Source organism: Microbacterium sp. CFBP 8794, from assembly GCF_014841235.1.
Classification (GTDB): domain Bacteria; phylum Actinomycetota; class Actinomycetes; order Actinomycetales; family Microbacteriaceae; genus Microbacterium.
Map to the genome: position 1 here is coordinate 737,144 of NZ_JACYTT010000003.1, position 17,384 is coordinate 754,527.

Genomic DNA, 17,384 nt, shown 5'->3' on the forward strand with positions numbered 1-17,384 from the left:
CTGCTCGCCGTGACAACCCACGAGGACACCACATGGCTTTGGACGCAATGACGCGCACCCGTACCGAGACCGATTCCCTGGGATCCCTCGAGATCCCCTTCGAGGCGTACTGGGGCATCCACACCGCGCGCGCGCTCGAGAACTTCCCCATAGCGAAGCGGCCGATCTCGGTCTACCCCGATCTCGTGCGAGCCCTCGCGATGGTCAAGCAGGCCTCGGCCCGCGCGAACCGCGAGATCGGCGTGCTCGACGCGGCGAAGGCCGACCTCATCGACCGCGCCGCCCAGCGCGTGATCGACGGCGAGTTCCACGACGAGTTCACCGTGGGCGTCATCCAGGGCGGGGCCGGCACCTCGACCAACATGAACGCCAACGAGGTCATCACCAACATCGCCCTCGAGCTCGCCGGCCGCGAGAAGGGCGACTACGGCTTCCTCTCGCCCATCGACGACACCAACCGCAGCCAGTCCACCAACGACGTCTACCCGACGGCCATCAAGATCGGGCTGGCGCTCACCCTGCAGAGCCTGCTCGAAGAGCTCGCGCTGCTGCGTCAGTCTTTCCTGACGAAGTCCGAGGAGTTCCACGACGTCCTCAAGGTCGGCCGCACCCAGCTGCAGGATGCCGTGCCCATGACGCTCGGACAGGAGTTCCACGGGTTCGCCACGACGTTGGGCGAGGACTACAGCCGTCTGACCGAGAACGCCTACCTGCTGTACGAGATCAACATGGGCGCCACGGCCATCGGTACGGGCATCACCGCTCACACCGGGTACGGGGCCGCTGTTCTGCGGCACCTGCGCCAGATCACCGGGCTCGATCTCGAGACCGCGACCGACCTGGTCGAATCCACGAGCGACACCGGCGCGTTCATGTCGTTCTCGTCGTCGCTCAAGCGCAACGCCGTCAAACTGTCGAAGATCTGCAACGATCTGCGTCTGCTCTCCAGCGGTCCGCAGGCGGGCCTCGGCGAGATCAACCTCCCGGCGCGCCAGGCCGGCTCGAGCATCATGCCCGGCAAGGTCAACCCCGTCATCCCCGAGGTCGTGAACCAGGTCGCGTTCTCGGTCGTGGGGGCCGACATGACGGTGACCATGGCGGTCGAGGGCGGGCAGCTGCAGCTCAACGCCTTCGAGCCCGTCATCGCCCACTCGATCTACCAGTCGATCACGTGGATGCGGCAGGCGATGTGGACCCTGCGGGTCAACTGCGTCGACGGCATCACCGCGAACCGCGAGCGCCTGGGAGCCATGGTCGGCTCCTCGGTCGGCGTCGTGACGGCGCTGACGCCCTTCATCGGCTACGCGGCGTCGGCGGCCCTGGCCAAGACGGCTCTGCTGACGCACCGCAACGTCGCCGACCTGGTCGTCGAGGCCGGGCTGATGACGCGCGACGAGGTCATCAAGCAGCTCTCGCCGGCGCGCCTGTCGGGCCTGCACCCGATCACCGAGGCGATCCCGGTCATCCGTGCCGTCGAGGACGTCGTCGAAGGCTGACACGACGAACGACGGGGCCGGGACCGAGTGGTCGCGGCCCCGTCGTCGCGTCGAGGGTGAGCGCCGAGTCGCCCGCCCGGGGGCCGGGCGTCGGTCACCGGGCAGCCGTCACCGGGCAGCGGTCACCGGCGGTCCGGCGGCACCGTCGCCGCGCGGGGCGTGGCTCAGTCGACGATCCGGCAGTGCGTGGTCAGCTCGCCGATGCCGTCGATCCCGACGGTCACCGTCGAGCGGTCGCGCAGGAAGATCTGCGGGTCGCGCGAGTAGCCCGCTCCGCCGGGGCTGCCGGTCGAGATGAGCGTGCCGGGCAGCAGGGTCGCCGACTCCGACAGCTTGTGGATGAGCGTCGCGACCGTGCGCACCATCTGGCCGGTGCTGGCATCCTGCACCGTGTGCCCGTCGACGACGGTCCAGATGTGCAGGTCCTGCGGGTCGGGGATCTCGTCGGCGGTCACCACGAACGGGCCCGTCGGGGTGAAGCCGTCGAACGACTTGCACCGCGACCACTGCGCCTCCGAGAACTGGATGTTGCGCGCCGTGATGTCGTTGACGACGGTGTAGCCCCACACGTGGTCGAGGGCGTCGGCCTCGGCGACGTCGCGCCCGGGGCGCCCGATGATTACGCCGAGCTCGGCCTCGTAGTCGACGGCCTCGCTGAGCTGTCGCGGCCACGTCGTCGTCGCACCGTGGGCGGTGAGGGAGTTGGGCCACAGTACGAAGACGGTGGGCCCGGTGTCGGTCTTCAGCCCCAGCTCGCCCGAGTGGGCGGCGTAGTTCAGGCCGACCGCGAGGATCGCCGGGGGAGCGAGCATCGCCGAGGCGAAGGCGACGCCCGAGAGCGGATGCCGCGGTGCACCGGCGGACGCCGCACGCACGCGCTCGAGCAGGGCGTCACCGCCGGCGATGAGCTGTTCGAGCTGGCGGGGGGCACCCTCGAAGAACTCGTCGACGAACGAGAACTCGTCATCGTGGACGCTGACGAGACGGGGGGACTCCGCCCCCTCCGGGGAACGGACGTGGGCGAATCGCATGCCTCCACGCTACCGGGCCGCACCGGCGGGGAGTCGTCGCAAGCCCGGGATGCCGTGTCGCCGGCCGCCCCTAGGCTGTGCGCATGAGCTACCCCTCGCCGTTGGCGCAGCCCGGTTCCGCCGAGCCCGCCCGCATCTCCCCGGCACCGCAGGCAGCCGGCTCGGCTGCGCCTCCGCGCCGGCGCCGCGGGGGCATCGCCCTGTGGGTGGTGGCCGTACTGCTGGTGCCGGTGCTCGCCCTGCTCGTCCGCTACTTCACGGGCGTGTTGGGAACGGCGGCCTCGTTCATCGGGCTCGTGCTGGCGGTGATCCCGTTCGTCATCGTCTGGTTCGCGGTGCGCTACATCGACCGGTGGGAGCCCGAACCGCGCCGCCTGCTCGTGTTCGCCGTGGCCTGGGGCGCGGTGGCGGCCGTCGCCCTCGCGCTGGGGGTGGACCTGGTCCTCACCCTGGCGGTGGGCCGGCTGCCGGCCGAGTTCAGCTCGGTCGTGCAGGCACCGATCGTCGAAGAGCTCGCGAAGGGCCTCGGCGTGCTCCTGATCTTCGTGTTCGCCCGACGGTTCTTCGACGGCCCGGTCGACGGGATCGTCTACGGCGCGCTGATCGGTGCGGGCTTCGCCCTGACCGAGAACGTGCAGTACTTCGCCATCAGCTATCTCGAGGGCGGCCCGGGCCAGGTCGCCACGACCTTCTTCCTGCGCGCGGTGCTGTCGCCGTTCGCGCACGTCATGTTCACCAGCCTCACCGGCTTCGCGTTCGGCCTCGCCGCGCGTCGCGGGCTGCGCGGGGGCGGTGCCCTCGCCTACGGGATCCCCGGAGTGCTCGCCGCGATCGTTCTGCACGGGCTGTGGAACGGCTCGGCCACGTTCGCCAACTTCTTCGAGGTGTACGCCACGCTGCAGGTGCCACTGTTCCTGGCGTTCATCGCCGGCATCCTGGCCCTGCGGCGCGAAGAGACGCGTCTCACCCGCGCACGGCTGGGCGAGTACGCCGTCGCGGGCTGGTTCACGCCGCAAGAGGTCGACATGCTCGCCACCCGCCCCGGGCGCCGTTCGGCCCTCGCGTGGGCGCGCACGTTGCCCGGTGACCGCACGGCGGTGATGAAGGCCTTCATCGCGGATGCCACGGCACTCGCCGCCGCGCGCCAGCGCGCCCTGTCGGGGCGCGATCCGCAGGCTGTCGCCACCGAGCGGTACCTGCTCGAGCGCACCACCGACGCGCGTGCGGCGCTGCTCGCGCCGTGAGGTCTTGACAGCGCGGCGAGGCGGGAGCACCATCGATGTAGGCCAACTCAGCGCCCGGTAGACACGCAGGCATCGCCGCGGCACCGGGCGCTGAGTCTTTGTCCAGGGGCGGTCATCGACCGCCGGGCCGTGCTTGGATGGAGGCATGACTGATCGCACCAAGCCGGAGTTCGACGCTCCCAGCGGCCCCGCCCCCTCCGACCTCGTCATCCGCGACATCGCCGTCGGCGACGGCGCCGAGGCGAAGCCCGGCGACACCGTCACCGTGCACTACGCCGGTGTGGAGTACGAGTCGGGCGAAGAGTTCGACTCCTCGTGGGGCCGGGGCGAGAGCATCCAGTTCCCCCTCCGTGGCCTCATCCAGGGCTGGCAGGACGGCATCCCGGGCATGAAGGTCGGCGGTCGCCGCGAGCTCGTGATCCCGCCGCACCTGGCCTACGGTCCCGCCGGCGGACACTTCCTGGGTGGCAAGACCCTCATCTTCATCATCGACCTGCTCAAGGTCGGCTGACCAGCCGTTCTTCACGGAACGTTCACGAACCCGAGGGGGCTGCGGCTCCCTCGGGTTCGTTATTTTCCTCGATCGTGGAATACATTCGTGTGAATGGGAGTTGGATCCCGGCAGGACGCCGAAGCGGCTCCCCAGACCTCTAGGAGTGACATGACTGACACCACCGCCCTCGACATCCCCGGCTACAAGACCGGCACCTGGGTCCTCGACCTGTCGCACAGCGAGGTCACCTTCTCGGTGCGCCACATGATGATCTCGAAGGTGCGCGGCACGTTCGGTGTGAAGAGCGCCACCATCGTCGCCCCCGAGAACCCGCTCGAGGCCACCGTCGAGGCCTCCGTCGACGTGACCTCCGTCGACACCAAGGACGAGGGCCGCGACCAGCACCTGCGCTCCGCCGAGTTCTTCGACATCGAGACCTACCCGACGATGGACTTCCGCTCCACCGGTGTGCGCGTCGAAAAGGGCGACTTCCTCGTCGACGGTGACCTCACCATCCGCGGCATCACCAAGCCCGCCACCTTCTCACTCGACTTCGGCGGCTTCGGCACCGACCCGTGGGGCAACTACAAGGCCGGCGCGACCGCCAAGACGGTCATCAACCGCGAAGACTTCGACCTCACCTGGAACGCCGCCCTCGAGACCGGCGGCGTGCTGGTCGGCAAGGACGTCACCATCGAGCTCGACCTGCAGCTCGCGCTCCAGGCGTGATCTCCGCGAAGGCCCCGGGTGCTCGGCATCCGGGGCCTTCCGCGTTTCTCGGGCGACCCCGGGTGCTCGGCATCCGGGGTCGTTGTGGTCTCTCCGTCGTGCGCGGAAGCCGCCCGCGGTGCGTCACCCCGCGGTGACGCGACGCCGCAGGCGCAGCCTCTGCTGCACGAGCAGGATGCCGACGAACACCACGGCCGCCCCCACGGGTTCGTTCCACGAGATGCGCTCCCCGAGCACGAGGATGCCGAGAGCCACCCCGACCACGGGGGTGATGTACGTGACGGTCGAGGCCCGGGTGGGCCCCCAGGCGCGCAGGGTGTTCTGGTTCCAGACGTAGGCGATGCCGGTGCCGAGTACCCCCAGGGCGACGATGCTGAGCACCACCGGGGTCGTCAGGTCCATCGGCTCGGCGAGGATCACGGGCGACAGCAGCACCATGAACGCCGCCGCCGGGCCGATGTAACCGAAGGCGAAGGCGATGCCCGACAGTCCGGTGTCGCCGAGGAACCGACGCATGTACGCGAGGCTGAAGCCGTAGCAGGCGGTGGCGCCCAGCAGCGCGATCTGCGCGACCGTGCTGTCGCCCACGTCGGCGACCGCGCCCGGTGCGATGATCACGACGACCCCGGCGATGCCCACGGCGATGCCGAGCAACTGCCCGGGCTTGAGGCTCTCGACGCGGAACACCGCCCACGCCATGATCGCCGTCATGATCGGCGTGGTCGCGTTGAAGATGCTCGCCAGTCCCGACGAGACGTGCTGCTCGGCCCAGGCGAACAGCAGGAACGGCACGACGCAGAACGTGGCCGCCAGAACGCACAGGTGACCCCACACCCGTCGGCTGCGGGGGAGGCGTTCGCGCCGGATCGCGACGATCGCGGCGAGAGCGAGCGCACCGAACAGCAGCCGCCCGCCGGCGACCTGCGCCGGGGTCATGCCGGTGAGGGCGATCGCGATGAAGAGGAAGCTCGAGCCCCACACGATGCCCGTGAGCACGAACTGCACGGCGATGGAGACGGGGGAGGGAGAGGAACCGGATGCCACGATCCCGACCCTAGGCCCGAGCGCCGACATCGCGCGGGCGAAGCGGATGCGACGGCGGAAATCCGCCGACGGTCGGCAGTGCGGGTGCGGGGCGGTGCTCGCGCGGAGCCGCGACACGAGGGGTCCCGGGTCCCCGCGCGGAGAAGACCCGGGGACGGGTGCCCTCCGCAGAGCGGGGTGGGCGAGATGCGCTGCACCGCGGCTCTCGTCGCGCTGGGGGTCAGGGCTGCGGGTTCAGCGCGTCGTACGCGCGGAACCGGGGCGTGAAGCGCACCAGCGTCCCGACGAGGCCGAGGATCACGATGCCGCCGAACAGCGGCGGCACCCAGAGGGCCGTGGCCGTCGCGAGGGTGCCCGCGTACAGGGCTCCCACGCGCGGGCCGCCGGCGACCACGACGATGAAGATGCCCTGCAGGCGCCCGCGCATGGCATCCGGGACGGCCGCCTGCATCATGGTGGAGCGATAGATCGCGCTGACATTGTCGGCGGCTCCCGAGACGGCCAGCACCACGGCGGCGAGGGCGATCAGCGCGACCGCGGCGTGCGTCTCGTCGACGACGTCGGGGCGCAGCCAGCCCAGGCCGGCGGCGAGGAGGACGAGACCGAACAGGCCGATCGCGAGGCCGTAGACCTGGATCGCGCGTTCGATGCCGAGCCCCTGTCGACGGACGCGGCCGATCGGCCCCGAGAACAGGCTGGAGAGGAACGCCCCCGCCGCGACCGCCGCGGTCAGCACCCCGGTCGTGATCGCACCGCCGCCCAGCAGCACCGCTCCGATGGCGGGGAAGAGCGCCACCGGCTGGCCGAAGGTCATGGCGATGATGTCGAGCACGTACTGCAGGCGGATGTTGGGTGCGCGTTTCAAGAACCGCGCACCGTCGCGCAGTGACTCGAGGCCCGGGCGCACCACGACGCCCTCGGGGCGGAGCCGGGGGAGCGACCACAGCCCGAGGAACAGCGAGCTCATGAGCAGCACGTCGAGCGAGTAGGTCCACGCGTACCCCGCGACGGCGACGAGCACACCGGCGAGGGCGGGTCCGGCCATCACCATGATGCCGACCGTCACGCCCTGCAGGGCCGCGGCGGCGGGAAGGAGGTCGCGGGGGATGAGGCGTGGCGTGATCGCCGACTTCGTCGCCATGACGATGGAGTTCGCCGCCGAGTTCACGACGCTCAGGACGAACAACCACCCGACCGTCTCGAGCCCCGACCACGCGAGGGCGGCGAGCAGGCCGGTGGACGCGAAGGTGACGAGGGCGGCGAGCAGGGCGACCGTGCGGCGGTCGAACGCGTCGGCGAGCATGCCGCCGTAGAGGCCCGCGATGACCATCGGCACCAGTCCCGCCACGGCGATCATCGACACGGCCAGCGTGCTCTGGGTCAGCTCGAACACGTGCAGCATGACCGCCACGACCGTCAGCTGCCCGCCGAGCCCCGACAGGGTGGAGCCGATCCACAGACGGGCGAAGGCGGGCGACGTGGTGAGGGGCCGCAGGTCGATGAACGCGCCCTGACGGCTCACTCCTCGACCTCGAAGCGCTTGACGCGAGCGGTGTGGCCGCGCACGACGCGGACGCGGCTCGGGGCGACGTCGAAGTGCGCCGCGAGCACTCGCGCGGCGCCGGCGTTCGCGGCTCCGTCGACCGCGCGTTCGCGGACGTGCACCACCAGGCCGTCGGGCCCGTCTTCGACCAGCGGGCCGCGGCGGGAACCCGGCTTGACGAAGACGGTGAGCTGCACGGATCGAGGCTACGCCAGCCCTCCGACATCGCGTCGCCGCAGGCGCCGAGCATCGGGCGTGTGTGAACGGGTGAGCCGTGCTGTAGACTCATGCGGTTGCCGTTTGATCGGCCGCGGATAAAGAGAGCCCACGTATCAGGCGTCGGGCGCCGCGCAATGAGAGAAAGGGGATCCCATCTATGCCACTCGAGTCTGACGCCAAGAAGGCGATCATCGAACAGTACGCGACGCACCCCGGTGACACCGGATCCCCCGAGGTGCAGGTCGCGATGCTGACGCAGCGCATCAAGGACCTCACCGAGCACCTCAAGGAGCACAAGCACGACCACCACTCGCGTCGTGGTCTGTTCTTGATGGTGGGTCAGCGCCGCCGTCTGCTCGGCTACCTCCAGGACATCGACATCGCGCGTTACCGCTCGCTGATCGAGCGCCTGGGTCTCCGTCGCTAAGCGCGACCCCGCGTATATCGCTTTCTCGAAGGCCGTCCCACGGTGTGGGGCGGCCTTCGCTGTTCCCGGATGCCGGGGGCCCGGCATCCGGGGTCTGGCGCCGATGCCCGCGTCCCGTCCCCATAAACGCCATTCCTGCGCATAAACGCGGTGTCGGAGCGTTTCTGCGCAGGAACGGCGTTTATGCGTGCCGGGAGGGAGCGCGGCGTCGGGCCGGACGAGACCCGATGCATCGTCGGGGCCCGTGGCCGGGGCTGTCCCGGCTCGGCTGACCGATCCGCCCGCCCCGCTCTCTTAAACGCCATTCCTGCGCATAAACGCGGTGTCGGAGCGTTTCTGCGCAGGAACGGCGTTTATGCGTGCCGGGAGGGAGCGCGGCGTCGGGCCGTATGAGACCGGGTACCTCGTCGAGCCCCGTGCCCGGGGCTATCGGGGCCGCGGCCCGCCCGCGCCGCGCACGCCCCGACTCCACCCAGCGCAGGAAGAACGCCCGCCGCCGGCCGGACCGACGACGGGCGTTCGAGAGACGCGGACTCAGGATGCCGCGCGCGCGGCCACCAGGTCGGAGTGCCACCGCTCGGCCACGTCGGGGTGCGCGCGCAGACGCGACTTGAGCGCGTTCTCGCCGTAGGTGGCGTGGATGGGGTTGGTGGGGTCGTCTTCGACGCCGTGGGCCTCGGCCGCGAGATCGGCCGGTAGCTCGATGATCGGCAGGCGGGCGTCGAGGGCCGGGTTGAAGAAGAACGGCACCGAGATGCGCTCGTCGGGGAACCGCGGCGAGATCACGCGGTGGTTCGTCGCCCGGAGGTAGCCCTGCGTGGCGTACTCGAGAAGCTCTCCGATGTTCACGACGAAAGCGCCCGACACCGGAGGGGCGTCGACCCACTCGCCGTCGCGCTCGACCTGCAGGCCGCCCTTGCCGGGCTCGACCCAGAGCAGCGTCAGGACGCCCGAGTCCTTGTGTGCACCGACGCCCTGCTGGGGCGTGGGGTCGTCCTTACCGGGGTAGCGGACGATCTTGATGAGCGTCTGCGGGTCGCCGAAGTGGCGGTCGAAGTACTGCTCCTCGGCGCCCAGGGCGAGGGCCCACGCGCGCAGGAGCTTGCGGGCGACGCCGGTGAGGTGGTCGTGCCACTCGGTGACGACCTCTTTGAGCTCGGGCTGCGCCGCCGGCCACAGGTTGGGACCGATCAGCCGGTCGTACCCGGGAGCGTCGGGGTCGTCCCCACGCCCACTCGTCGCGTCGCTTGCGCGCCGCGGCGAGCCTCCGGGCGTGTGGGCCCAGATGGCCTCGCGCTCGGGCCCGATGTCGATCTGCTCGCGCCAGTCGACCCGGCCCTGCGTGCGCTCGCCGCCGACGCGCGTGTATCCGCGGAAGTGCGGGCTCGTGACGTTCTCGATCGCGAGCTTGTCGGCCTCGGGCAACGCGAAGAAGCCCTTCGCGGCCGCCAGCAGGCTCGTCTCGAGCGCGGGGCTGACCCCCGTGCCGGTCAGGTAGAAGAACCCGACGTCGTGGGTCGCGGCGCGCAGCTCGTCTCGGAAGCGGGCGGCGGCATCCGGACCCTGGTCGAGGAGCGAGAGGTCGAGCACGGGGAGAGTGAGGTCGGACATGCGACGAGGCTAGGTCGATCCGCGTGGCGCCGCGCGAATGTTGCCGATGGTTACCGACGGAGCCTTCGTGGACGGCGGAACGGAAGGGGCGCGAAGGCGGGTCAATCGCACTCCCGGGGCAAACCCCGCCGATCGGCGGGGTGCGAACCGGCCAGGGAGATGCGTATCGTGTCCTGGTCAGGTGAGGCTGTCCTTACCTTCCCGCAGTGCCGCGGCGCCCCACCCGAAACCCGAGAGTCGGAACCCCGCCCGTGCTTGCCAGCTTCTTCGCCACCTTCCTCATCGGCCTTCGCGAAGGCCTCGAGGCCGCGCTCGTCGTGGGCATCCTCGTGGCCTACCTCACGCGCCTCGGGCGTCGCGACGCTCTCCCGCGGCTCTGGATGGGCGTGGGGCTGGCGATCGCCCTCGCCCTCGCCGTCGGCGCCGTGTTCACCTTCGGCGCGTACATGCTCACGTTCGAAGCGCAGGAGCTGCTCGGCGGCGGGCTGTCGCTGCTCGCGGTGGCGATGGTCACCTGGATGATCTTCTGGATGCAGCGTGCCGGCCGCACACTCAAGGTCGGCCTCGAGGGGGGCGTCGACAGGGCGCTCCGCGGCGGCGTCTGGGCGATCGTCGCGATCGGCTTCGTCTCGGTGGCGCGCGAGGGGGTCGAGACGACCCTGCTGCTGTGGTCGATGGTGCAGTCGTTCGGTGACACGCCCGCTGCCCTTCTCGGTGCGCTCGTCGGCTTGATCGCCGCCGTTCTGCTGGGCTGGCTGATCGCCCGGGGGATGCTGCGTCTGAACCTCGGTCGCTTCTTCACCTGGACCGGGGGCTTCCTCGTCGTGGTGGCCGCCGGAGTGCTCGCCTATGCGCTGCACGACCTGCAGGAGGCCGGTGCCCTTCCCGGCCCCTTCGGCAGCGCCGCCCCCCTCGATCCCGTCACCGGCCTCGTGGCGACGGGCTGGAGCGGGTTGCCCTTCGGCTGGGCGTTCGACGTCTCGGACACCATCGCCCCCGGTGAGGCGCTCGCCGCGCTGCTGCAGGCCACGGTCGGATTCATGCCCGCCATGACCTGGCTGCAGGTCATCGCCTGGGCCCTGTACATCGCGATCGTGGTGCCGCTGTTCGTGCGCGGAGTGCGCGCGAACCGGCGACCGAAGCCCCGCGCTGCCGACGCGGCCCCGGACGCGAGCGGGAACCCCACCCCACAGAACCTCGACGCCGCTCGCGTACCCGACGCCGCGGCATCCACCCATCCGAATGGAGCATCATGACCTCGACTCGCCTCCTCGCGGCCACGGCCGTCGCCGGCGCGGCCGTCCTCGTCCTCTCGGGCTGCGTCGCCAAGACCGACGCGGCTGCCTCCGGTGCCCTCACGGTCACCTCGACCGGTGACGGGTGCGCCGTGTCGGCGGGATCCGCCCCCAGCGGCACCGTCGCCTTCGACGTCAGCAACAAGGGCAACCAGACGACGGAGTTCTACCTGCTGGCCTCCGACGGCCTGCGCATCGTCGGCGAGGTCGAGAACATCGCCCCCGGCGCCTCGCGCAACCTCACCGTCGTCGCGCAGCCCGGCGACTACTTCACGCTCTGCAAGCCCGGCATGGTGGGCGACGGCGTGGGCCGGGCGAGCTTCTCGGTCACCGGCGACGCCGTGGCCGTGACGGGACCGGATGCCGAGCAGAAGCAGCAGGCCGTCGACCTGTACGCCGCCTTCGTGAAGGACCAGGTGGGTCAGCTGCTCCCCGCGGTGCAGACCTTCGCCGCGGCCTACGAATCGGGCGACGACGCGGCTGCGCAGACGCAGTTCCCGCGCGTGCGGGCCTACTACGAGCGCATCGAGCCGATCGCCGAGGCCCTGGGCGACCTCGACCCGCGCATCGACTACCGCGAGGTCGACGCCGTGGCGGAGGGCCTGGACTGGACCGGCTTCCACCGCATCGAGAAGGACCTGTGGGTTCCCGCGCAGGACGCGCTGAACGCCGACGGCGAGACGCCAGCGTGGAAGGACTGGGCGCCGTCCACCCCGGCCGAGCGCGCCACCTACGGCGACAAGCTCATCGCCGACACGCAGGAGCTGTATGACTACGTGCACGGCGACGAGTTCGTGCAGGCGTTGGACGCGCAGGGCGTCGCGGGCATCTCGAACGGGGCGATCGCGCTGCTCGACGAGGTCGCCACGGGCAAGATCAGCGGCGAAGAGGACTGGTGGTCGGGCACCGACCTGTACGACTTCGCCGCCAACGTCGAGGGTTCGAAGATGGCCTTCTCGCTCGTGCGGGACTTCGCCGAATCGAAGGGCGACAAGGGCACGACCCTGGTCACCCGCATCGACACCGGGTACGCCGACCTCGAAGCGGCCCTGGCCGCGCACGGTTCGGCCGACGCGGGCTTCGTCGCCTATTCGCAGCTGACCGACGCCGACAAGCGCCAGTTCACCGATCTCATCAATGCGCTGGCCGAGCCGCTCTCGCAGCTCACGGTGACCGTTCTGGAGTGAGCGTGACCGACGAAGAGCAGACCCCGACCACGGTCTCCGACCCGAACCCGGAGGCCACCGGCCTGTCCCGACGCGGCCTGATGGGGCTGGCGATCGGGGCGGGTGCGGCCGGCCTCGCCGTCGGCGCCGGCGGCGGGTTCGCGGGCGGTGCCGCGTACGGTCAGGATCAGGCGCGGCGGGCGATGGATGCCACGGCCCCGGCCTCCAGCATCCACCAGGTCGGCATCACCACCCCGGTGCAGGACCACCTGCACTTCGCCTCGTACGACATGATGGCCCGCACCACCCGCGACGATCTCGCCGAGCTGCTGTCGGACTGGACGTACGCGGCCACCCGCATGATGCAGGGGCTCGACGTCAGTGCGACGGGGGCGGTCGGCGGGTCGCCGCAGGCACCGCCCGACGACACGGGCGAGGCGGTGGGGCTCCCGGCCAGCAACCTCACGATCACGTTCGGCTTCGGCCCGACCCTGTTCGACGCGCGCTTCGGCCTCGAGGTGCAGCGTCCGGCGGGGCTCGAGCGGCTGCCGGCGTTCCTCGGCGACGACCTCGATCCGCTGCGGTCCGACGGCGACCTGTGCATCCAGGCCTGTGCCGACGATCCGCAGGTGGCCGTGCACGCGATCCGCAACCTCAGCCGCATCGCCTTCGGGCGGGCGACGATCCGGTGGTCGCAGTTGGGCTTCGGCCGCACGTCCAAGACCACGGCCGCGCAGGCCACCCCGCGGAACCTCTTCGGATTCAAGGACGGCACGGCCAACGTGCTCGCCGACGACACCGCCGCCCTCGACGACAACGTCTGGGTGTCGGCATCCGAGGGTCCGGCGTGGCTGGTCGGCGGGTCGTACCTCGTGGCGCGGCGCATCGCGATGCTCATCGAGACGTGGGACCGCACCCGCCTCGCCGAGCAGGACCGCGTGATCGGCCGCGACAAGGGCCAGGGGGCGCCGCTCTCGGGTGGCGACGAGTTCACGAAGCCCGACTTCCAGGCGACGGATGCCGCGGGGCAACCGCGCATCGACCCGCGCAGCCACGTGCGCCTGGCGCACCCCGACACGAACGGCGGCATTCAGATCCTGCGCCGCGGGTACAACTTCGTCGACGGGACGACCGACCTCGGGCGGCTGAACGCCGGGCTCTTCTTCCTGTCGTTCCAGAAGGCCCCCGACCGCTACGTCACCCTGCAGCGGTCCCTGTCGACCGATGCGATGAACGAGTACGTGCGTCACGTCGGGTCGGGGCTGTGGGCCGTACCGCCGGCGCCGGCCGCGGGGGAGTCGGTGGGGGCGGGGCTGCTCGGCGCGTGAGGGGAGCCGACGCGCGCGGGGCGCGGAGGGGCATCTACCGCGACCCGCGACCCGCCCCCAGCTCCCGATCGCGGAAGAGCCACGGCATCCGGGGTTCCACCAGGGGGCGGGTGAGTCGGCGCACGGGCCGGCTCGACAGGCCGACGGCGATCGCCACGCTCGCGACGGCGATGACGGGGATCCACAGCGCCGCGGGTTCGAGACCCCGCAGGACGCCCGATTGGCGGAACGGATAGAGCACGAACGTGTGCAGCAGGTAGACGGACATCGTGTACCGGCCGAGGTGCGTCCACGACGTCTCGCGGCGCGGGACGAGCAGCAGGAACGCCGTCATCAGCACGAGCGCGAGGGCGATGATCGCGAGCCGTACCCCGCCCGCCCACCACTGCGGGGCGCCGAGGTCGGCGTACGTGTCGACGAAGAAGAACCAGGTGCCCAGGCGCACGTCGCGCCAGACGTCGACGAAGGCGAACGCGATCGCCCCGGCGCCGGCCAGCACGAGGGCGGCGACGACGCGCAGCCACACCGGTCGGGCGTCGAGCAGCCCCCGGCGCGCGACGACGTCGCGCTCGCGCAGCCACCACCCGAGGGTGAAGAACGGCAGCAGGCCGAGGAAGCGCGAGAGCGAGAGGGTCGAGTCGATGCCGGGGAGGTACCCGGCGACGATCGAGATCGCCAGCGCCCACAGCACGGGCGCGCGCAGCAGCGCGAGATACGGCAGCACGAGCCGGAACAGCGCCAGCGCCAGCAGGAACCACAGCGTCCACGACGGCTGCGCCGGATCGAGGTTGGTCCGGCCGGTCACGAGCAGCTGCGTGATCGTCCAGAGCGTCTCGAAGATCAGGTACGGCGCGATGAGGTCGGTGAACAGTCGCGCCATCCGCCGGTGGGTCGGTTCGGCCGACGACGAGAAGTAGCCCGCCACGAGGGCGAAGAGGGGCATGTGGAACGCGTAGACGAGCAGGTACAGCGCCTCGGCGGCATCCGAATCGTAGGTCAGTCGCTGCACGGCGTGACCGAACACGACGAGCACGATCGCGGCGAAGCGGGCGTTGTCCCAGAAGGGTACACGGGTCGGTGTCGTCATCGCCAGCGACGATATCCGCGCCGGGAGCGGCGGTCCACGGGGGTGGATTCCGGATGCCGATGAGGTAACGCGGAATAAAGCTCGGCCTCGAACGTTGGAGCATGTATATTCAGTTGCATACAAATAAGAGGGGCACTGATTCAGATGAGCACGGTGAACGAGACGAACAACTGGCCCGGGATGCAGTTCGGCGTCATGACGGTGAGCGACATCACCCAGGACCCGACCACCGGTAAGACGCCCAGCGAAGCGCAGCGCATCAAGGACACGCTGACCATCGCGAAGCACACCGAAGAGGTCGGCCTCGACGTCTTCGCCCTCGGTGAGCACCACAACCCGCCGTTCTGGTCGTCGTCGCCCACGACGACGCTGGCGTACATCGCCGCGCAGACCGAGCGCCTCATCCTCACGACCTCGACGACACTCATCACCACGAACGACCCGGTGAAGATCGCCGAGGACTTCGCCATGCTGCAGCACGTGTCGGGGGGCCGCGCCGACCTCATGCTCGGCCGGGGCAACACCGGACCCGTGTACCCCTGGTTCGGCAAGGACATCCGCCAGGGTCTGCCCCTGACCATCGAGAACTACGACCTGCTGCACAAGCTGTGGCGCGAGGACGTCGTCGACTGGGAGGGGAAGTTCCGCACCCCGCTGCAGGGCTTCACCTCGACCCCGCGTCCCCTCGACGGCGTCGCGCCGTTCGTCTGGCACGGCTCGATCCGCACCCCCGAGATCGCCGAGCAGGCCGCGTACTACGGCAACGGCTTCTTCGCCAACAACATCTTCTGGCCCAAGGAGCACTACCAGCGTCTCATCACGCTGTACCGCGAGCGCTTCGCCCACTACGGCCACGGCACGCCCCAGCAGGCGATCGTCGGGCTCGGCGGACAGGTGTTCATGCGCTCCAACTCGCAGGACGCCGTGCGGGAGTTCCGCCCCTACTTCGACAACGCCCCCGTCTACGGCCACGGCCCGAGCCTCGAGGACTTCAGCGAGATGACCCCGCTGACCGTCGGCTCGCCGCAGCAGATCATCGACCGCTACGCGTCGATGCGCGAGACCTACGGCGACTACCAGCGCCAGCTGTTCCTCATCGACCACGCGGGGCTTCCCACCAAGACCGTGCTCGAGCAGCTCGACATCCTGGGCTCCGAGGTCGTGCCGGTGCTGCGCAAGGAGCTGCAGAAGAACCGCCCCGCCGAGGTGCCCGACGCGCCCACGCACGCCAACATGGTCGAGAAGGCGTACGCCGGTGCCGCTCCGCGCCAGGCCGTTCCCGCCGCGAACCGCGGCGACAACCTCACCGCGGGCAGCCCGTACCAGGATGCCGCGAAGGCCGGCAGCGCCTTCGGTTCCGCCGCGACGCGCGTGGGGGCCTGACATGGCCGCCCGCCGCATCGCGGTGATCACCGCGGGCCTGTCCACGCCGTCGTCGACGCGCATGCTCGGTGACCGCCTCGCCCACGCGGCTCTGGCCGAGCTGCGCGAGCGCGGCATCGACGCCACCAGTGACGTGTTCGAACTGCGCGACTACGCGCACGACCTCACCGACAACCTGCTCACCGGCTTCGCGCCCCCGGCGCTGGAGCAGATGATCAACACGGTCGTGTCTGCCGACGGCATCATCGCCGTGACGCCGATCTTCTCGACCAGCTACTCGGGCCTGTTCAAGTCGTTCATCGACGTGCTCGACCCGCAGGCGCTGAACGGCACTCCCGTGCTGATCGGCGCGAACGCGGGGACGGCGCGCCACTCGCTCGCGATCGACTACGCCATCCGGCCGCTGTTCACCTACCTGCACGCCAATCCCGTGCCGACCGGCGTGTTCGCGGCATCCAGCGACTGGGGATCGAACGCCGACGAGGTCGCCCCGCTGGGCTCGCGCGTCGACCGCGGAGCCCGGGAGTTCGCCGACGCGATCGCCGCGCGCGAGCCGGTACGCGACGCCGATCCGTTCGACCCGTCGTCGTACCTCGGCGAGGGCCGCTCGTTCGGCCACCTGCTGGGTGGTCTGTCGGGGGAGTGACCCCTCATGACGCCCCGTCGCCCTCGCGGGCGGCGGGGCGTCGTCGTGCGCCGGGTCGAGCACAAACTCGGTCATGCGCACGACCTCAGCCGGGAGGGGCCCGTTCGGGCTGAGGTTGTGCACATCGCTGAGGTTGTGGCGTGGGAGGGGGCGGCCGCGCGCGTTCGAGGACCGGCCGATCGCTGAGCCCGTGCACCCGGCCCGGAGCGAACCCGCTCTAGGGTGGGGGCGAGCAGAAGGAGCCGCGATGGATGCCGCGCAGTGGGACGAGCGATACCGCGCCTCGGCCGGGGGAGTGTGGGCCACCCAGCCGCCCGCCGCTGTGCGCGAGATCGCGGCGACGCTGCCGCCGGGAACCGCCATCGACGTCGCGACCGGCGACGGGCGCACGGCGCTGTGGCTCGCCGGGCGCGGCTGGACCTGCACGGGAGTCGACTTCTCGGGCGCCGGTCTCGCGCTCGCCGCGGCGCGGCCCGGGGGCGACGCGGTCACCTGGACGCGCGGAGACGTGCACGAGTGGGAGCCCGCGACTCCCGTCGACCTCGTGGTGTCGTGCTACCTGCACCTGCCCGACAGCGCCGCCGCCGTCGCACGGATCGCGGAGTGGGTGGCACCCGGGGGGGGGGGGGGGGGGGGGGGGGT

At 70.7% G+C, this 17,384-nt stretch carries 17 protein-coding genes; 11 read left to right on the forward strand and 6 right to left on the reverse strand.

Annotation, left to right across the window (positions count from 1 at the left end):
- Positions 1-32 precede the first annotated feature (32 nt).
- Positions 33-1,496 carry an aspartate ammonia-lyase gene (locus IFU19_RS10830; protein WP_192013739.1) on the forward strand — a complete coding sequence of 488 codons (1,464 nt, stop codon included), beginning with the start codon at positions 33-35 and terminating at the stop codon, positions 1,494-1,496.
- 164 nt (positions 1,497-1,660) lie between these two features.
- Here IFU19_RS10830 and IFU19_RS10835 read toward each other — a convergent pair whose 3' ends face one another.
- A complete protein-coding gene (locus IFU19_RS10835) occupies positions 1,661-2,527 on the reverse strand; it encodes a fumarylacetoacetate hydrolase family protein (protein ID WP_191915322.1) in 867 nt (288 codons plus the stop codon).
- Positions 2,528-2,610: 83 nt separating this feature from the next.
- On the opposite strand from IFU19_RS10835, the gene IFU19_RS10840 reads away from it, so the two are divergent.
- From IFU19_RS10840 to IFU19_RS10850, 3 genes are all read left to right on the forward strand, one after another.
- Positions 2,611-3,771 carry a PrsW family intramembrane metalloprotease gene (locus tag IFU19_RS10840; protein ID WP_055835021.1) on the forward strand — a complete coding sequence of 387 codons (1,161 nt, stop codon included), beginning with the start codon at positions 2,611-2,613 and terminating at the stop codon, positions 3,769-3,771.
- Positions 3,772-3,916: 145 nt separating this feature from the next.
- Positions 3,917-4,282, forward strand: a complete 366-nt coding sequence (locus tag IFU19_RS10845; RefSeq protein WP_055835024.1) for an FKBP-type peptidyl-prolyl cis-trans isomerase — start codon at positions 3,917-3,919, stop codon at positions 4,280-4,282.
- A 150-nt stretch (positions 4,283-4,432) separates the two neighbouring features.
- Complete coding sequence (locus tag IFU19_RS10850) at positions 4,433-4,993, forward strand: YceI family protein (RefSeq protein WP_192013741.1); 561 nt, start codon at positions 4,433-4,435, stop codon at positions 4,991-4,993.
- Between the two features lie 123 nt (positions 4,994-5,116).
- Here the strand turns inward: IFU19_RS10850 and IFU19_RS10855 are convergent, their stop codons facing one another.
- From IFU19_RS10855 to IFU19_RS10865, 3 genes are all read right to left on the reverse strand, one after another.
- On the reverse strand, positions 5,117-6,037 hold the full coding sequence (locus tag IFU19_RS10855) for a DMT family transporter (protein ID WP_082509310.1): 921 nt from the start codon (positions 6,035-6,037) through the stop codon (positions 5,117-5,119).
- Positions 6,038-6,257: 220 nt separating this feature from the next.
- A complete protein-coding gene (locus tag IFU19_RS10860; protein WP_192013743.1) occupies positions 6,258-7,559 on the reverse strand; it encodes an MFS transporter in 1,302 nt (433 codons plus the stop codon).
- Positions 7,556-7,777 (reverse strand): DUF167 family protein, encoded by a 222-nt coding sequence (locus tag IFU19_RS10865; RefSeq protein ID WP_192013745.1) that lies wholly within the window; start codon positions 7,775-7,777, stop codon positions 7,556-7,558. Before IFU19_RS10865 ends, IFU19_RS10860 begins: the two co-directional genes overlap by 4 nt.
- Before the next feature lie 179 nt (positions 7,778-7,956).
- On the opposite strand from IFU19_RS10865, the gene rpsO reads away from it, so the two are divergent.
- A complete protein-coding gene (gene rpsO / locus IFU19_RS10870) occupies positions 7,957-8,226 on the forward strand; it encodes a 30S ribosomal protein S15 (protein ID WP_055835040.1) in 270 nt (89 codons plus the stop codon).
- A gap of 534 nt (positions 8,227-8,760) precedes the next feature.
- On the opposite strand, the gene IFU19_RS10875 is transcribed toward rpsO, so the two are convergent.
- Positions 8,761-9,837, reverse strand: a complete 1,077-nt coding sequence (locus IFU19_RS10875) for an isopenicillin N synthase family dioxygenase (RefSeq protein ID WP_192013747.1) — start codon at positions 9,835-9,837, stop codon at positions 8,761-8,763.
- A gap of 251 nt (positions 9,838-10,088) precedes the next feature.
- Between IFU19_RS10875 and efeU the strand changes: the two genes are divergently transcribed.
- From efeU to efeB, 3 genes are read left to right on the forward strand one after another with little or no spacing between them, the layout of a single operon-like run.
- Positions 10,089-11,093 carry an iron uptake transporter permease EfeU gene (gene efeU, locus IFU19_RS10880; RefSeq protein ID WP_192013749.1) on the forward strand — a complete coding sequence of 335 codons (1,005 nt, stop codon included), beginning with the start codon at positions 10,089-10,091 and terminating at the stop codon, positions 11,091-11,093.
- Complete coding sequence (efeO, locus tag IFU19_RS10885; protein ID WP_192013751.1) at positions 11,090-12,319, forward strand: iron uptake system protein EfeO; 1,230 nt, start codon at positions 11,090-11,092, stop codon at positions 12,317-12,319. The genes efeU and efeO overlap by 4 nt, the downstream gene beginning before the upstream one ends.
- Before the next feature lie 2 nt (positions 12,320-12,321).
- The gene (gene efeB / locus IFU19_RS10890; RefSeq protein ID WP_342343404.1) at positions 12,322-13,626 is read left to right on the forward strand and encodes an iron uptake transporter deferrochelatase/peroxidase subunit; all 1,305 of its coding nucleotides are present in this window, start codon (positions 12,322-12,324) and stop codon (positions 13,624-13,626) included.
- A gap of 34 nt (positions 13,627-13,660) precedes the next feature.
- Here efeB and IFU19_RS10895 read toward each other — a convergent pair whose 3' ends face one another.
- Positions 13,661-14,713, reverse strand: coding sequence for an acyltransferase family protein (locus IFU19_RS10895; protein WP_192013753.1), 1,053 nt, complete (start codon positions 14,711-14,713; stop codon positions 13,661-13,663).
- 180 nt (positions 14,714-14,893) lie between these two features.
- Here IFU19_RS10895 and IFU19_RS10900 point away from each other — a divergent pair, with 180 nt between their 5' ends.
- The 3 genes from IFU19_RS10900 to IFU19_RS10910 all read left to right on the forward strand — a co-directional run.
- Complete coding sequence (locus IFU19_RS10900; protein WP_156458772.1) at positions 14,894-16,096, forward strand: LLM class flavin-dependent oxidoreductase; 1,203 nt, start codon at positions 14,894-14,896, stop codon at positions 16,094-16,096.
- A 1-nt stretch (position 16,097) separates the two neighbouring features.
- Positions 16,098-16,742, forward strand: coding sequence for an FMN reductase (locus IFU19_RS10905; RefSeq protein WP_055835059.1), 645 nt, complete (start codon positions 16,098-16,100; stop codon positions 16,740-16,742).
- Between the two features lie 247 nt (positions 16,743-16,989).
- A partial coding sequence (locus IFU19_RS10910) for a class I SAM-dependent methyltransferase (protein ID WP_192013755.1) occupies positions 16,990-17,384 on the forward strand: 395 nt, incomplete at its 3' end.

Excerpts from the sequence above, each read along its gene's own strand:
- IFU19_RS10830 (WP_192013739.1), top strand. The coding sequence starts at position 33 with ATGGCTTTGGACGCAATGACGCGCACCCGTACCGAGACCGATTCCCTG.
- IFU19_RS10835 (WP_191915322.1), bottom strand. The coding sequence starts at position 2,527 with ATGCGATTCGCCCACGTCCGTTCCCCGGAGGGGGCGGAGTCCCCCCGT.
- IFU19_RS10840 (WP_055835021.1), top strand. The coding sequence starts at position 2,611 with ATGAGCTACCCCTCGCCGTTGGCGCAGCCCGGTTCCGCCGAGCCCGCC.
- IFU19_RS10845 (WP_055835024.1), top strand. The coding sequence starts at position 3,917 with ATGACTGATCGCACCAAGCCGGAGTTCGACGCTCCCAGCGGCCCCGCC.
- IFU19_RS10850 (WP_192013741.1), top strand. The coding sequence starts at position 4,433 with ATGACTGACACCACCGCCCTCGACATCCCCGGCTACAAGACCGGCACC.
- rpsO (WP_055835040.1), top strand. The coding sequence starts at position 7,957 with ATGCCACTCGAGTCTGACGCCAAGAAGGCGATCATCGAACAGTACGCG.
- IFU19_RS10875 (WP_192013747.1), bottom strand. The coding sequence starts at position 9,837 with ATGTCCGACCTCACTCTCCCCGTGCTCGACCTCTCGCTCCTCGACCAG.
- efeO (WP_192013751.1), top strand. The coding sequence starts at position 11,090 with ATGACCTCGACTCGCCTCCTCGCGGCCACGGCCGTCGCCGGCGCGGCC.
- IFU19_RS10895 (WP_192013753.1), bottom strand. The coding sequence starts at position 14,713 with ATGACGACACCGACCCGTGTACCCTTCTGGGACAACGCCCGCTTCGCC.
- IFU19_RS10900 (WP_156458772.1), top strand. The coding sequence starts at position 14,894 with ATGCAGTTCGGCGTCATGACGGTGAGCGACATCACCCAGGACCCGACC.
- IFU19_RS10905 (WP_055835059.1), top strand. The coding sequence starts at position 16,098 with ATGGCCGCCCGCCGCATCGCGGTGATCACCGCGGGCCTGTCCACGCCG.